This window comes from Saprospiraceae bacterium (assembly GCA_016709995.1).
GTDB lineage: Bacteria > Bacteroidota > Bacteroidia > Chitinophagales > Saprospiraceae > JADJLQ01.
The window spans coordinates 371,003-386,322 of record JADJLQ010000001.1 but is presented as its reverse complement, the minus strand read 5'-3'; the positions used below and the strand labels follow the sequence as shown (position 1 = coordinate 386,322).

Sequence of the window (15,320 nt, the reverse complement as noted above, 5' to 3'; positions counted from 1 at the left end):
ATGGATACCACTTTAAAAGAAATACTTTGGCGCCAATTCGGAGCAAGTATTGATATGATGAAAAACGCTATTGCCTTTTGCCCCTTACATTTTTGGGACACCGATAAGCAGTTTTGGTATATTGCCTACCACTCCGTTTTTTTCTTAGATTATTATTTAACAATGAATCCGGTAGGTTTTGCACCCCCATCCCCATTTTCACTTTCTGAATTTGAAGACAGAATGCCCGAAAGAACTTATACTAAAGATGAAGTAATGAACTATCTGCAATTTTGCAGAAACAAGTGTCACGACTTTATAAGCAGCATGACAGACGAAATAGCGAAAAGCAATTGGACAAATGAATCCAAAACAATGAGTTATAACGTAATTGAAATTTTGCTTTATAATATGCGACACGTGCAGCATCATTCGGCACAACTTAATTTGTTATTGCGACATGGAATAAATGACGCCCCTGATTGGATATACGAGGCGGAAGATAAATTGTGATTTCGAAAAGAAGGGATCTCTGCATTTTTTTTATTTCTAAATTGGCTCCCTGCCATCATTTGCTTTATAAATTAAATTGGCTTCATGTTGCAGTGCGGAATGCATATCTATTCACTCGCTTTGGCAAGTATCGGAGTAGCCATCCCAATAACCATTTCTTCTTAGGTCTCTCATTTAGCCCCATCTATCTTACTTTGGATTCCCTGACTTACATTGGATTTTCTGAATTTCGCATTTTCAATTCTTAAGACTACCGCATTGGGCCATTTATTATTGGTATAGAACCTTTGACCATTGACTGCGCTTACCACCAAACCAATAGCTGTAGGTGACACATAAGTGCGTGCATCAAAATCTTTTTTGTACTCGACTAACTCAGCTTTATACCCCAGCGTAGTAACTGTAGTTTTTGCATTGCCCTCAATGTGAGTCAGCACAAATGCTTTGCGATCACCGTATTTCCAATCATCGGGGCTACTTCGGGTCACGTAGGCGTAAATGTATTTTTCATCGTTTGACTGGGTATACCATATATTATCTTCCCGGATCACGGGCAGTGGTTTGACCTGATAGATGGATTCGCTGTTGGCAAAATTCCAGAGCGCGACTTCCTGCAGGATGGCTTCTTGTTCTATTTGAATTTCGCCATTAGGTTTTGGGCCTACATTCATCAAAAAATTTCCGCCTTTGGAGCGTATCTCGATCAACATATCGATGACTTGCGTCCCTGTTTTATGTGGATCATTGGTGGGTTTGTATCCCCAGTCGGTTCCCATGGTATAACAAGCCTCCCAGGGACGGGGCAAGGGTTCATTGGGTGTGTTTTGCTCAGGCGTTTTCATCAGATCGCGGGTGATGACCACCTCAGGCTGCAATGACCAGGCATATTCCCGCAAACCATCTCCGGGACCATCAATGAACAGAATATCTATTTTGCCATAGTTGCTAAATAATTCTTTGAGTTGCTTTTTATCATATTCCATCAACCCCGGATTGTTGGCAGGGAAATGTTGAGGTAATTGTAATCTGCCTATTGGGATCTGATTGGCATGAAAATAATTGAAGTCTTCGGGTGAAAAATAAAATCCAATAGCAATGCCTTCTTTCCTAAAAGCATCCACGATTTCTTTGGTGATGTCCCTGGAGAAAGGAGTGTTCATGACATTAAAAGGAGTGGTCTCTGTCTTAAACATACAGAATCCTGAATGATGCTTGGTAGTGAATACTACGTATTTCATGCCCGCTAACCTGGCCAGCTTGGCCCAATGGGTAGGATTGAATTGCTCCGGGTTAAAATAACCTGGCAACTCGGTCAGGTATTTTTCTACATATTCATCCGAGGCTCCTGATAAAGAATGGCTGATCACTGCTCCCAGGGTTACATCCACATTCCAGTGGATAAACATACCAAAGCCAAGATCCTGGTACCACTGTACGCGATCCGGTCTATTAGTCGTCTGCACCGCCTGAGCATGGACTATAAATGTACTTGCAATTAATAAAGCCATAAGGCAAGGTCTTTTGAATTTCATTTCTGATAGATTTTAATTGAAATAAATATAAGCACGTTGGTCAATAAATTTCATCGACCTTTTTTAGTTCAGGATCCATTCCTACTGCCGGTGGCTTCATATCTCCAATTGAAGCAGTAGGAGTCTAAATAACATTAACAATCAGTATCTTGTAAAAATAATTTTGGAGCACCTGGCCTCCGCCTTTTAGTTACTTAAGATGAAAATACCTAAAAATTTAATTCATTGCCAGCTTTATATCGATGCCTCTGGATTACTTGAATTTTAGAGCTTGAGCTTTCATGCCCTTATACTGGCTACTTCCGTTAGTGATAATAATTAGTCACCCTGCCTCGACTATAACTCCCAAGGTGACCTGAAGGCCAATTGTGGATAGTAATTCAGATTAAGTGATCTCTTAAACCATGTTTTGGTCATTTTGACCTCTATCCTGAGACTTTTGGAATATTTTATTGTATATCTATCTTGATTCTTTCAGGCCAAAAAAAAATTCCTTAAGGTTTATTTAACTCATTTTGTTTAACCTTTTTGCAAAAAGATTAAACAAAATATACCATCCTGCGTTCTTAAAGGCATTATTAATCAAAAAACATTAGCAAAATGAAACGTTCTTATTTATTATTTATCATGCTAGCATTAGCTGTACCGTTGACCTTGTCTTCCTGTGCAAAAGATGATGCAGTTGAAGGTCAAAAGAATATTGTTGAATTGGCCCAGGGAAACAGTGATTTAAGCTCATTAGTAGCTGCTGTGAAGCGCGCTGGTTTAGTAGATGCTTTAAGTGATGCCACCAAACAATTCACAGTGTTTGCACCCACGAATGCAGCATTTACTACCTTTTTAAACGCAAATGGTTTCGCCAATCTTGAAGCAGTACCTGTCAGTGTTTTACAAAACTTATTATTAAATCATGTTTTAGGCGCTGAAGTCAAGGCTGCTGCCGTGACTACAGGTTACGTAAACACTTTGGCAACTTATGGAACCTCTACCAGCCATGTAGACATGTTTATCAACACTACCGGCGGAGTCCAAATCAATGGCCTATCCAAAGTGGTCGCAGCGGATGTCGATGCTTCTAATGGTGTAGTTCATGTGGTGGATGCTGTGATACCTGTCCCTTCAGTACCTACATTTGCTGTAGCCAACCCGGATTTCAGTATTTTGGTACAAGCACTAACTCGCAGCGATTTAGCTGCTAACTATGCCTCTGTATTGAGCGGCCCCGGTCCATTTACTGTTTTCGCCCCAACGAACGCTGCATTTGCGGCTTTGTTGAGCGAATTAGGTGTTGCAGCGCTCAAAGATATCCCTGCAGCTACTCTGGAGGCCGTGTTAACTTACCACGTTGCTTCTGGAAATGTATTAGCAGGTTCATTAACGGAAGGACAACAGGTGACTACATTACAAAAAGGCAATTTCACCATCAGGTTAGCAGGTGGCGCAAAAATCACCGATGCCAATAATCGTGTGATCAATATCATCGCTACGGACATCCAAGGTGGTAATGGTGTAGTGCATGCGATCGACAAAGTATTGCTTCCCTAATAATTTTGATTCGACTTTAGAGTCATTATGAGAAGCCGCTTTAAGCATATGCATAGAGCGGCTTCATTTTTTTTAGTCGCATGACTGGTCACTTATAGGCTCTGCGGCAACTTTTGGACTAAACCATGGATACAGGCACAATTTTCCTTTTCGTACAAATTCGATTAAATTAACGGCCTTTTTAAGAAAAACCAACCATGATAAGTCAGACATTTCACAAAAATAGAATACAATCCATAGATATATTAAGAGGGCTGGTAATGGTCATAATGGCCCTTGATCATGTAAGGGATTTTTTCTTTAAAGCGGACATCTCGGATGGCGGTGGCTCTCTGGCTACCAGCCCTACTGATCTGGATACTACTACCCCTGCATTGTTTTTTACAAGGTGGATAACCCACTTCTGCGCTCCGATTTTTTTATTGTTGGCTGGCACTTCTGCTTATTTGATTACTCAAAAAAACCTTTAAAAGAAGTAAGTTTATTTTTACTTAAACGGGGGATTTGGCTGGTATTTGTCGAAATAATCATCATTACCTTTGGATGGACTTTCAATCCTTTATTTAATGTACTTATTCTCCAGGTGATCTGGGCTATAGGGATCAGCATGATTTTATTGAGTTTTATCATTTATCTTCCTTTCAGAATAATATTCCTCATTGGAGTGCTGATCGTCATAGGTCATAATCTGTTGGATTACTCCATCATTAAAACAGCGCTACAAGGGGGATTCCTGTCAGATCTTATCTATTTCGCCAATTTTTCTGCCTATGAACTTGGCACCAACCATATGTTGATGATAGTGTATGCTTTTTTGCCCTGGACCGGAGTCATGATACTAGGCTATTGTTTAGGAAAAATATTTGAAAACCATGTAGATGCAGAAAAAAGAAAAAAATATTTATGGAGAGGAGGGGTGTCTTTATTATTACTCTTCATAATAGTTCGCACTTTAAACGGATACGGAGATCCCATGCCCTGGGGGTCACATCACCGGGGTGGATTTTTTACATTCCTTTCCTTCATCAATGTAAATAAATATCCGCCCTCCCTGGACTTTTTGAGTTTAACCCTCGGAATCGGTATGTTATTGCTTTTGATGTTTGAAAACTTACAAAATAAATTGACCACAGTATTTAATATATATGGCCGTGTACCCTTTTTTTATTATGTATTACATTTTTACATCATCCATCTGATCGCCGTGATAATATTTTTTATCAATGGGTTTGCATCAAGTCAGATCGTCACCCCTGGTAGTCCATTTTTTTTCCGCCCTCCTGAATTGGGGTATGGTCTGATTGGGGTGTATGTCATATGGATAATAGTCGTGCTTATATTGTATCCCATGTGCAAAAAATATGATATATACAAAACCAGTCATATCAAACTAAAGTGGTGGCTACGATATTTTTGACATCCAAAACACCCTTTATAGAAGGTGTAGTTCTAGATTAGTATAGTGTCTTTATAAACTCATTTAATAAAGCAAATTATATCGTTTTTTAAGTAGCAATTTTACATGTAATATTTTGATTGTCAATTTATTAATCAAGCCGAACTAGTTTATTCCTTGATGTAATTCCTGCAGTAGGCCAAGTAATCTTCAGACATGAATGGTACATTATCTTCATTTTTTTGTTCCTATGATACCAGCCTGGATGCCTATTTTTGCGACGATTTTTTAAAATAATACCTTTAAAAGAAAAAAAGTATGAATAAAGTTAAAGTTGCAATCAATGGATTTGGCCGTATCGGCCGATTAGTATACCGCCAAATATTTGATATGGAAGGTATCGATGTAGTAGCAGTCAATGACCTCACCAGCCCGGCTGCCTTAGCCCATTTGCTTAAATATGATACCGCTCAAGGAAGATTTCATGCCAATGTCACAGCAGGGGACGGCATGATCACTTGCAACAATGATACATTTAAAGTTTATGCACAAAGGGACCCAGCACAAATCCCATGGAAAGAGCACGAAGTGGATGTAGTATTAGAATGTACCGGTTTTTTTACCGACAAGGATAAAGCTTCTGCTCACCTGGCAGCTGGAGCACGCAAAGTTGTAATCTCCGCACCTGCCACCGGAGATCTGAAAACCATCGTATTTAATGTCAATCATGAAATATTGGACGGATCTGAGACCGTGATTTCTTGCGCATCCTGTACGACCAATTGCCTGGCACCGATGGCCAAAGTACTGGACGATACCTTTGGCATTGTCAACGGAATGATGACAACGGTACATGCTTATACCAATGATCAGAATACACAGGACTCACCGCATCCTAAAGGGGACATGCGAAGAGCCCGTGCTGCAGCACAAAATATTGTACCAAACAGCACAGGAGCCGCCAAAGCTATCGGACTCGTACTGCCTAATCTAAAAGGCAAACTGGATGGCAGCGCTCAGCGTGTACCTGTCCTCACCGGATCACTCACTGAAGTCACTGCTATCCTCAGCAAAAAAACTACTGTTGAAGAAGTGAATGCTGCTATGAAAGCGGCGGCCAATGAAAGTTTTGGTTATACGGAGGATCCTATCGTAAGCTCTGATGTCATCGGGATAACCTTTGGTTCCTTATTTGATGCTACTCAGACCAGAGTACAGAGCGTAGGTGACACCCAGTTGGTTCGTACTGTATCCTGGTATGACAATGAAATGAGTTATGTAAGTCAGCTGGTGCGCACCCTCAAGCACTTCGCTGAAATGATCTGATAAATGATTAAGTCCTGGGGTGTTGTCAGCAACACCCCATTTTTTTATCCCTTTTTTAATATTTTTCCTATTTACTTATCATGTCCACCTTCACAACATTTGATTTTAGTGGCAAAAAAGTGCTCGTAAGAGTAGACTTCAATGTGCCATTAGACAAAGCATATCATATCACGGATGATACCCGTATGCGTGCTGCCTTAAAAACCATCAACTATATTTTAGATGGTGGAGGAGCCGTCATACTTTTCTCCCATTTGGGCAGACCGGAAGCTAAACTCAAGGCAGATGGCAGCATCGACAAAGAAAAATTTACCCTGCGACACCTCGCGCCTCATCTCGCTGAACTGTTGAAGCGACCGGTCCAGTTCTGTGATGATCTGAGAGGAGATAAACTAAAGTCTACAGCAGAAAAACTTCAACCGGGAGAAGTCCTGCTAATGGAAAATACCCGATTTGAACCGGGAGAAGAAAAATGTGATCCTGAGCTCTCCAAAGAATGGGCTGCGCTCGCAAATATGTATATCAACGACGCCTTTGGTACGGCGCATCGCGCGCATGCGAGCAATGTGGGTGTGTCTAATTGTTTTACAGCCGACAAAAAATCATTTGGATTTTTGATGGATGCCGAATTAAGCAATGCCCGGAAACTCATGCGTGATCCTCAACGGCCATTTACCGCCATTATAGGGGGCGCTAAAGTATCTGACAAAATATTATTGATCGAAACCTTTCTGGACATCGCTGATCAGATCCTCATCGGAGGAGGCATGGCTTATACTTTCATCAAAGCCCTCGGCGGCCAGATTGGAAACTCCCTGGTCGAACTGGACAAGGTCGATCTGGCCAAATCCTTGTTGGAAAAAGCCCAAGCGAAAGGTAAATTGCTTTTGTTGCCTGTGGACTCTATTATCGCAGATGCATTTGCAGACTCCGCTCAAAATCAGATATGCAATAGCAATGAGATCCCTGATGGCTGGATGGGCCTTGATATCGGACCGATAGCCAGAGAGCAATACAAAGCGGTGTTGGTGAAATCAAAAACCATCCTATGGAATGGCCCAATGGGTGTCTTTGAAATGCCCTCCTTTGCCAAAGGGACGCTGGCAGTGGCCAATGCCGTAGCCGAATCCACCAAAGAAGGTGCCTATTCTCTCATCGGCGGAGGGGATTCTGTCGCTGCTATCAATCAAGCCGGATTGGACGATGAGGTGAGTTATGTTTCTACAGGTGGTGGTGCAATGTTGGAGTTGTTAGAAGGTAAGGATTTGCCGGGGGTGAAGGCGATTGAGGGATAAAGCTCAAAAGCAAAGGTCTTTCTATTTTGACCTGATAAAGATTTTCCTTCTTATGCCATCTGTAAAATGACTCAGGATTGCTAATGTATAACAGGCATTTTTATAGATTTTGTTAGATCAGTCCATTGACTACGGGCACCCTGGCACTCGTTTTCTTCCCCATTATCCATCACTCACTACCCACTAATTCCGTAATTTGTTCTCTTCAATTATCTAAAATGTCTAGAAAACAAATTGGCCATTCTGAATCCTCCATGATCAACCGCAGAAATTTTCACAAAGTGATCGGCACCGGCCTACTGGGGGCGACCCTCACGAATCCGGTATCAGCTCTGACTAAGCCCAAAAAGTTAAAGCCGAAAAGCAATCCTCTGCTTCATGTGGGCGGAGATTATCATGTGGTGATGTCAGACGATAGTTTGTCTTATGCGATGCGGCAAAAAGCCTGGACCAATCCCCGCAATTTCCAATATCATCAAAGGCACGGTGTCAGGCATCTGACCAATAGCATGGAAGGTGCCTGGAACCTGGACGAAATGAAACAGTGGAGAGAAGATTGTGATCGTGCGGGTATGACCTGGGAAGCAATCAGAATGGACTCGGGATATATCTATGCAATTCCGGGAGCCGATCAGGCAAGAAAATTGCAGGAAGTAATTGAAAATGTAAAAAAAGCCTCGGCTGTCGGTGTAAAAGTGATCACCATGCATTGGACCTTAATCCCCATCCGGCGCAATGGTCACACTCCGGGAAGAGGTGGTTCGAGCTATCATTCTTTTAAGCTTGAACCCAACTGGCAAGATCTGCCTGTAGAAAAATATGGTAAAATAAACTACGACCAATATTGGGAACGCATCCATTATTTTCTAACCAATATCATACCGGTATGTACTCAGTACGATGTGCGCATGGCGGTGCACCCTTATGATCCACCCGGGCTGCCACGAGGTTACCAGGGAGTAGACAATTGGGACGCAGCACCAGCTACCGTATTTGATTCGTTGAAAAAATATGAAGCGATCGTGGACAGCCCGTACAATGGATTTCAGCTCTGCCTGGGTACGATCATGGAAGGTCTGCGAGACCCTAAAACTGAATTGCCTCCCATCGTAAAATATTTTGCAGAAAAGGGCAAAATCTATCAAATACATATGCGCAATGTGCGGGGAGGTCTGCATGATTTTCAGGAAGTATATATCGACGAAGGAGAAGTCGATTTTATTGATGTGATCCGCATTTTACGAGACAGCGGATATGCCTGGTCGATCTGTCCTGATCATGTACCTACACATCCCGATGACCCCAGGGGCTACCAGGCATTTGCCCAGGCATTTGGATATATCCGGGGCATGATCGACTCAGCCAATAAAGAAATAATCCAGTGATCTGTATTAAGCTGATTATATTTATGAAAAACATGCGGTCTGTTGCAAATCAAATAATTTATTAATGAAGGCAACATTCATAGTCCTCTTTGCCTTTTCGTTTTTCCTCGAACCTCTCTATGCCCAAATCAAACCTGATACGGTCAGAATAATACTCAAAACCATACCTGGAATGCAATACGATCAGGTCAGATTTTCGGTAAAGCCTGGTAGCCATATCAGGTTAGTACTGCTCAATACTGATGAAATGGAACACAACCTGGTCCTGGGTCAGAAAGACAGCCGACAAAAAATCGTAGATGCCGGGCTGGCATTGGGCAAAGATGGTCCGTCTGTAGGGTATATCCCCAAGATAACAGAAGTCCTCAATTATATACCCTTGTTGAAATCTGGTGAGTCAGATTCGATCTTATTCCGGGCACCGCGGGTGACAGGGGTCTATCCATACGTATGTACTTTCCCAGGTCATGGGGGTATCATGTATGGTGGCATGCATGTCACCAATGGCATCATGCCGGAGCTCTCTGCCGACCTCAGTGTGCCGCAACATCGAAGAGTAACCGCTGAAGGGAAGTCTCTTGATCGGCCCTCCGGTCACCCCTACCCGCTGACTCCCCCTTATCTATATCGGGTACTCATGCCGGAAGCAGGGCCGGCGGCCATTGCCGTATGCCTGCCAAAAAAATTAAATTATTGTTGGGACGCCGGATCCTGTCGATTGCGATATATCTGGTCCGGAGCATTTCTGGACCTGACCGATTACTGGACGATCAAAGGCGAACTGAATGCAAAAATATTAAGCAATATCATTTATAAAGACAGCACATCCTATCCGTTTCTAGTTGGTAATCAAAAACCACAAGTAAAATTCAAAGGATACCGGCTGATCAATGCATATCCCGAATTCCATTATCAATGGGAAGGGATGGATGTATATGAATTGATTCAAACTGCAAGTGAAAAAAGTCTGAGCCGGCATTTCCGCATCACCGGTATCGATCAAACTTTAAAGTTTTCCCATTCACCCGGAGATGGAATCAAATATCTATCCAACAAGGGCTCCTGGTCCGGCAATCAACTTACATTAAGTCCCGGCGATGCTATTGATTTTACCATCACGATGTCAAAACAGATTCAATGACCTGCCGTTACTTCGTAATATTAGTATTCAGCTGGATTTCTGCTTGTAAATCTGATATAAAAACTACTGTACCCGAGGCAGCTTATATAGTAGAAGACATCAGGCTGCCTGAGGGATTGACTGGTGAGACAGGAGCTATTGAGTTTTTGCCGGATGGTCGTTTGGTAGCTTGCTTTCTAAGAGGCGAGGTGATGATCTATGACCCAATTAAAAAATCATGGAAGTTATTTGCTTCAGGTCTCCATGAACCATTAGGTTTATTGATCGTCAGTGATCACGAAATGCTGGTGATGCAAAGGCCGGAGCTCACTCGACTGGTAGATACTGACCGGGACGGCGCTGCAGATTTATTCGAAACTGTCACAGACCAATTTGGCATGACCGGAAATTATCACGAGTGGAATTATGGTCCTGTCAAAGACAAAGCCGGCAATCTATACATCGGTTTGAATACAGCTTCGGAATATGGCAAAATCCAGGAAGAAGTAAGGGGTACTTTAGATACGACTCTGGTTCCGGGCCGACCATTGCAAAAATTTTCAGCAGTGCCCTATCGTGGTTGGATTATGCAGATCACACCCGATGGTCAGATCCATCCTTTTGCCAGTGGACTGAGGTCACCCAATGGCCTGGTCTTTGATGATCAAAACAGGTTATTCGTCAATGACAATCAAGGTGATTGGGTAGGTACGAGTGTCATGTATCATGTAGAAGAAGATCATTTTTATGGGCATCCGGCCAGTCTCCTCTGGAAGGATGGATGGAATCAGGGGGATCCATCTAAGCTCCCAATTGCTTCATTGGATTCAATGCGTACCAAAGGAATCGTCTTGTATCCTCATGGCATCATGGCGTCCTCACCTTCTCAGCCTGTAATAGACCGGACAAATGGGAAGTTTGGACCATATACCGGACAATTTTTTGTAGGGGAAATGAACCAGGAACGCATCCTGAGAGTCATGCTGGAAGAAGTAGGCGGTCAGCTACAAGGAGCCTGTATGCCATTTTTGGATAAACAAGGATTATTAAAAGGCAATAATAGACTGGCTTTTGCACCGGACGGCAGCTTGTGGGTAGGTCATACTCAGCACGGATTCGTTGGTGATCTGGGTATCCAGCGCCTCGTTTTTACCGGCATGCAACCCATGGATATATATCAAATACATTTATTAAAAGATGGCTTTGAAATAAATTTTACGCAGCCAATTGCTGATACAATATCTGTCGATTCCACTTTGTTTCATTGCAGACATTATTATTATGAATATCATTTGAAGTATGGTTCCGATCAGTTTGATGTACAGGAAATACCCGTGACAAGCATAGAAGCCTCTACAGACCGCAGGTCAGTAACTTTAAGATTGCCTAAGATTAAACCTGGATACATCTACGAATGGACTCTGGGAGATTTGGTCTCCAAAAGTGGAATGAAATTGGATAATAAATTGATTTGTTATACTGTGAATGTGTTGAAGGAATAATGAGGTTAGTCGCAGTATTTCAAAAAGATGATTTATTAAAATACCACCTTCAGCTCCATCCTCTCCCCTGCTACATTTTCAAGGACCAGGATATCTTCCATTAAAGGATGCATGACCTGAGTAGGGATAATATACTTTGGTTGAAAATCAGTGATCCGTTTCAATACATCATAGATCGGTGAAGGCCCGGATTCATTGATGATCCCTTTGGGACCAATAATTTCAAAAAAAGTGATTTGATCTGCCCCGGCAAGGTATTTCAAACTCATCGTGGTCCAGTCAGCCATCATCGGGGTGTGCTGACGGGGATCAATAGTCAAGGCTGGATAATCCCGGGATCTCAAAGTGACCGGCGAAATATGCATCGGTAAATCGGTAAATGATCTTAAAGTTTTCAGAGGGTATTGTTGTGCTTCCAGGTTTTCCTTTAAAGTGAGATCATCCGATAAATGTGCTAAAGGCGTGACTCCATAGCTGATAAAATCCAGCCTGGAGTCAATAGTCCTGGTTCTGTTTATTGCTACGAAGTGGCCATTTGTACCAGAACCTATTCGAATTGATGGAAAATCACTTTTCAATCGCGGAATCAAATAATCCAGCAATCCTTGTGTGGGAGTGGAAGCATGTTTTTGCAATATGGTCATTGAACCTAGCCTGGATGAAAAACTATCTCGCAGCAGGTTATACTCCGGGACATAGTCACCAAACAAAACGACTAATTCGATACCTACATCCAACACTTCAGCTTCGGCACAAGCTTTTCTAAAAGTATTCAACCATCCTTCTGCAAAATCTATTTCTACCCGATAATGATCAAATTTGATTTGTTTCAGCATTTCAACATGGGCATCCGTGAGGGGTCTATCATTTCTGGCGTATCCAATCCTGGGGAATGGAACAAGAATTTCTTTTTTATCTTCATCAGGCAACTTAGCCGAACGCACAACGACATCCTGCCAAAATGATAAAGTTACTTTTTGTTCCACTTCGTCCCCTGATTTGACAAGTACTGGAAATGGGATCGATACCGGAGTAGAATAAGTTTTAAAACTGTTGTCTGACCAATTACGCTGATCCTCTGACTCAAAAACATCACCTTCAAACTCCAGGGAAGCCCCTACTCCTCCACGGGTTTTCCATGCAAATTGTACGATATTTTCAAAGGCTATATTGGGCTCGATCAAGGTTGGAAATATAGCCGCTACTTCGTCACCATCAGGCTGGGTGACAATCACTGCCTGGCCAAGGGAGTTATGGATAGGATGCAGCACACAAATGCCTATCCTGTTTCTTAAAAAATCTGTTTTCGCTTTACCCTTAAAATGAAAAGATAGTACATCATCAGCTGTTCCTAGTATCTCAATGTCTGCTTCATAATCGATATCCCCCAGAACATATTGCGCGTGATATTGAATTGAAAATGAACTTTCATTTTGAATAATTGTCTCCTTGGATATCTGCATCGGCAATGTAAACCAATGATCATTGCGAAGTGCGGTATAGACCATGCGGATGATTTCTTCTTCACCGTGTTTGATGTATCGAAGGTGACCATCGAGGTATAAAAGGTTAAGATTGGTTGTGGTTAAGATCATAGACTATCGAAATACTTTATCCAAACCTGGGAAAGGTTGAGTTTGCAAAAAAATTATCTTCCCAAAGCTAATGATAAGTATTGGGTTGTCAGGCTATACTTCCCATGATATATTTGAACTAACTAAGTGCAATATTTTTATGTACGCACCTGTACAAAAAGAATAGATGATGCAGCGGGTTTTGTCACACCTAAGTTATCAGGTCTACTGTCCTAACAATGTGCTAAAGTGATATTTCATAAAACTCAATTGGCAAGCCATCAGGGTCGGCAATGAAACAAAATCGTTTGCTGGTGATCTCATCTACCCTGATCGGCTCAGCAGGTATATGATGTATTGAAAGGTGTTCGAGTACTTTTTCAAGATTTGTTACTGCAAAAGCCAGGTGTCGCAACCCTGTAGATTCAGGCCTCGACAGTCTTTTTGGAGAATCAGGAAAAGAAAAAAGCTCGATGACATACTGTCCGTTCAAAGCAAGATCTAGTTTAAAGGATGCCCTGTCTGCACGATAGGTTTCTTTGATGACTTGCAAGCCTAATACATCAAGGTAAAACTTCTTGGACACCTCATAATCTGAACAGATAATGGCTATATGATGAATATTTTGAATCATTTAATGGATTATAAAACGAATTTATTGGCTAGGATGATTCACCTTACTTCTGCCGTCAGCATCAGCCATTCTAACCAGCTTCGGTGAAAATTTCTCTACGATCTGTACCAGGTTCCTTTGAGCAGCCATACCTGATCAATATTTTTGTAGGCCATAGGTGATTTATCGAGGCCACCACCGATGAGGTCGACACCGCGGTCTTTGAGGATATTGTCCATAGCATCCCTGGTAAATGTGCTGATCGCTTTGGTTCTGGACTTGAACACTGACGATTCTGTCAGCATTGAGTATACCGACGCTTCGTTCAGTAAGTACCCGGGGCGGGACTTGAACCCGCACGGCCATTACTGGCCACCCCGATTGCAATCGGGGCGTGTCTACCAATTTTCAATTATCAATTTCTCAAGATAAGTTCGGCTTTTATAGGATTTAATTCGCCTTTCTTCATTTATTGCCTCCATTTCTGATGGGAAAGATTTCATTTTTTTCAGAACATAAGGCTTGCAATTACGCGTAGCCTTTACATATCCTTGATTGTGTCGTTCTTGTAATCTTTTTTCCGGATCAGAAGAATAACCTATATAGTACCTATTGCACTTTTCTGAAAATAGAATATAAACAAAGTGTTGCAACCCTTCAGTCATAACTTAATGCCCGGACGAGGACTTGAATACTGACGCTTCGGTCAAAATAAATCGTATTTGTCATTTCTGGCCACCATATATCCGGGGTGAGACTAGAACACTGACGCTTCGGTCAGCATTTGTACCCGGGGCGGGACTTGAACCCGCACGGCCATTACTGGCCACAGGATTTTAAGTCCTGCGTGTCTACCAATTTCACCACCTGGGCCACATATCAAAAAAAAACCCTTTCTTCATAAGGGTTTGATAATCAGAGCGGAAAACGAGACTCGAACTCGCGACCCCAACCTTGGCAAGGTTGTGCTCTACCAACTGAGCTACTTCCGCTTATAAAGTGGTGCAAATATAAAACTATTTTCAAATTACTTCCAAAACCCCGAGAAAAACTTAATTACTTCTCATGTAAAATAACGCCTTTGGCCATAAATTTCAACTCTTCCTTAGGCATTGTGATGGCAGCGATCTCCTCAGCACTGGCTCCTTTGTCCTGAGCATAATGCCTTAATTCATCCACTGGAGTAGTCTCTCTGTAAACTATTCCATCCATGGTCACTTTTTTACCAGCACAATCCTTAGGCATAAAAAACCGTAATCTTTAAATTGTACAAAGATGGGCTCTCCCTGGCCATTGTCAGCTACCACATTCATCCAACAGCCCTTCGCCTGACATACTTCGGTGACTTTGCCTACTAACTTCATAGGCATACTGTCTGCATCTGCCATCAGCGCCACGGCATTGGATAGATCTATGCTTCCTGATTCATCAATGTTTTCACCAAAAGATTTAATAACAGCAGAGTTATTGTTGCGCAAGGTTTCATTGGTAGGCAGATTCTTACAAAGAGATAGAATTAACATCCCACCAACGAGTAAAA

Annotated in this window: 12 protein-coding genes, 2 tRNA genes and 2 pseudogenes; 8 read left to right on the top strand and 8 right to left on the bottom strand. The window is 42.1% G+C overall.

All coding sequences use genetic code 11. The features are described 5' to 3' along the window. Positions 1-492, top strand: a complete 492-nt coding sequence (locus IPJ09_01670) for a DinB family protein (GenBank protein ID MBK7370155.1) — start codon at positions 1-3, stop codon at positions 490-492. A 170-nt stretch (positions 493-662) separates the two neighbouring features. On the opposite strand, the gene IPJ09_01665 is transcribed toward IPJ09_01670, so the two are convergent. Next, on the bottom strand, positions 663-2,000 hold the full coding sequence (locus IPJ09_01665; GenBank protein ID MBK7370154.1) for an alpha-L-fucosidase: 1,338 nt from the start codon (positions 1,998-2,000) through the stop codon (positions 663-665). Between the two features lie 624 nt (positions 2,001-2,624). Between IPJ09_01665 and IPJ09_01660 the strand changes: the two genes are divergently transcribed. The 7 genes and pseudogenes from IPJ09_01660 (at position 2,625) to IPJ09_01630 (ending at position 11,593) form a co-directional block, all read left to right on the top strand. Next, positions 2,625-3,569: a fasciclin domain-containing protein gene (locus tag IPJ09_01660; GenBank protein ID MBK7370153.1), complete on the top strand. Its 945-nt coding sequence runs from the start codon at positions 2,625-2,627 to the stop codon at positions 3,567-3,569. Positions 3,570-3,766: 197 nt separating this feature from the next. Then, positions 3,767-4,986: pseudogene (locus IPJ09_01655) on the top strand (DUF1624 domain-containing protein). 297 nt (positions 4,987-5,283) lie between these two features. After that, entirely contained in the window at positions 5,284-6,291 is a 1,008-nt protein-coding gene (gap, locus tag IPJ09_01650; protein ID MBK7370152.1) for a type I glyceraldehyde-3-phosphate dehydrogenase, read from the top strand. An 80-nt stretch (positions 6,292-6,371) separates the two neighbouring features. Further along, complete coding sequence (locus IPJ09_01645) at positions 6,372-7,586, top strand: phosphoglycerate kinase (protein ID MBK7370151.1); 1,215 nt, start codon at positions 6,372-6,374, stop codon at positions 7,584-7,586. Between the two features lie 218 nt (positions 7,587-7,804). Next, positions 7,805-8,971, top strand: a complete 1,167-nt coding sequence (locus tag IPJ09_01640; protein ID MBK7370150.1) for a mannonate dehydratase — start codon at positions 7,805-7,807, stop codon at positions 8,969-8,971. Positions 8,972-9,035: 64 nt separating this feature from the next. Next, a complete protein-coding gene (locus tag IPJ09_01635; GenBank protein MBK7370149.1) occupies positions 9,036-10,112 on the top strand; it encodes a hypothetical protein in 1,077 nt (358 codons plus the stop codon). Further along, positions 10,109-11,593, top strand: coding sequence for a hypothetical protein (locus tag IPJ09_01630; GenBank protein MBK7370148.1), 1,485 nt, complete (start codon positions 10,109-10,111; stop codon positions 11,591-11,593). The genes IPJ09_01635 and IPJ09_01630 overlap by 4 nt, the downstream gene beginning before the upstream one ends. A 35-nt stretch (positions 11,594-11,628) precedes the next feature. On the opposite strand, the gene IPJ09_01625 is transcribed toward IPJ09_01630, so the two are convergent. The 7 genes and pseudogenes from IPJ09_01625 to IPJ09_01595 form a co-directional block, all read right to left on the bottom strand. After that, positions 11,629-13,188, bottom strand: a complete 1,560-nt coding sequence (locus IPJ09_01625; protein MBK7370147.1) for a hypothetical protein — start codon at positions 13,186-13,188, stop codon at positions 11,629-11,631. A gap of 223 nt (positions 13,189-13,411) precedes the next feature. Next, a complete protein-coding gene (locus tag IPJ09_01620) occupies positions 13,412-13,801 on the bottom strand; it encodes a VOC family protein (GenBank protein ID MBK7370146.1) in 390 nt (129 codons plus the stop codon). A gap of 95 nt (positions 13,802-13,896) precedes the next feature. Beyond that, positions 13,897-14,067, bottom strand: coding sequence for a hypothetical protein (locus tag IPJ09_01615; protein ID MBK7370145.1), 171 nt, complete (start codon positions 14,065-14,067; stop codon positions 13,897-13,899). Between the two features lie 111 nt (positions 14,068-14,178). Next, positions 14,179-14,445, bottom strand: coding sequence for a GIY-YIG nuclease family protein (locus tag IPJ09_01610; GenBank protein ID MBK7370144.1), 267 nt, complete (start codon positions 14,443-14,445; stop codon positions 14,179-14,181). Positions 14,446-14,567: 122 nt separating this feature from the next. Further along, positions 14,568-14,653: transfer RNA gene (locus IPJ09_01605), tRNA-Leu, on the bottom strand. Between the two features lie 46 nt (positions 14,654-14,699). Continuing rightward, positions 14,700-14,772: transfer RNA gene (locus tag IPJ09_01600), tRNA-Gly, on the bottom strand. 64 nt (positions 14,773-14,836) lie between these two features. Continuing rightward, a pseudogene (locus IPJ09_01595) lies at positions 14,837-15,303 on the bottom strand (DUF4920 domain-containing protein). Positions 15,304-15,320 lie beyond the last annotated feature (17 nt).

Bases quoted from the DNA above. Each gene is read 5' to 3' on its own strand.
- IPJ09_01610 (MBK7370144.1), bottom strand. From the start codon at position 14,445: ATGACTGAAGGGTTGCAACACTTTGTTTATATTCTATTTTCAGAAAAG.
- IPJ09_01645 (MBK7370151.1), top strand. From the start codon at position 6,372: ATGTCCACCTTCACAACATTTGATTTTAGTGGCAAAAAAGTGCTCGTA.
- IPJ09_01625 (MBK7370147.1), bottom strand. From the start codon at position 13,188: ATGATCTTAACCACAACCAATCTTAACCTTTTATACCTCGATGGTCAC.
- IPJ09_01660 (MBK7370153.1), top strand. From the start codon at position 2,625: ATGAAACGTTCTTATTTATTATTTATCATGCTAGCATTAGCTGTACCG.
- gap (MBK7370152.1), top strand. From the start codon at position 5,284: ATGAATAAAGTTAAAGTTGCAATCAATGGATTTGGCCGTATCGGCCGA.
- IPJ09_01620 (MBK7370146.1), bottom strand. From the start codon at position 13,801: ATGATTCAAAATATTCATCATATAGCCATTATCTGTTCAGATTATGAG.
- IPJ09_01670 (MBK7370155.1), top strand. From the start codon at position 1: ATGGATACCACTTTAAAAGAAATACTTTGGCGCCAATTCGGAGCAAGT.
- IPJ09_01635 (MBK7370149.1), top strand. From the start codon at position 9,036: ATGAAGGCAACATTCATAGTCCTCTTTGCCTTTTCGTTTTTCCTCGAA.
- IPJ09_01665 (MBK7370154.1), bottom strand. From the start codon at position 2,000: ATGGCTTTATTAATTGCAAGTACATTTATAGTCCATGCTCAGGCGGTG.
- IPJ09_01640 (MBK7370150.1), top strand. From the start codon at position 7,805: ATGTCTAGAAAACAAATTGGCCATTCTGAATCCTCCATGATCAACCGC.
- IPJ09_01630 (MBK7370148.1), top strand. From the start codon at position 10,109: ATGACCTGCCGTTACTTCGTAATATTAGTATTCAGCTGGATTTCTGCT.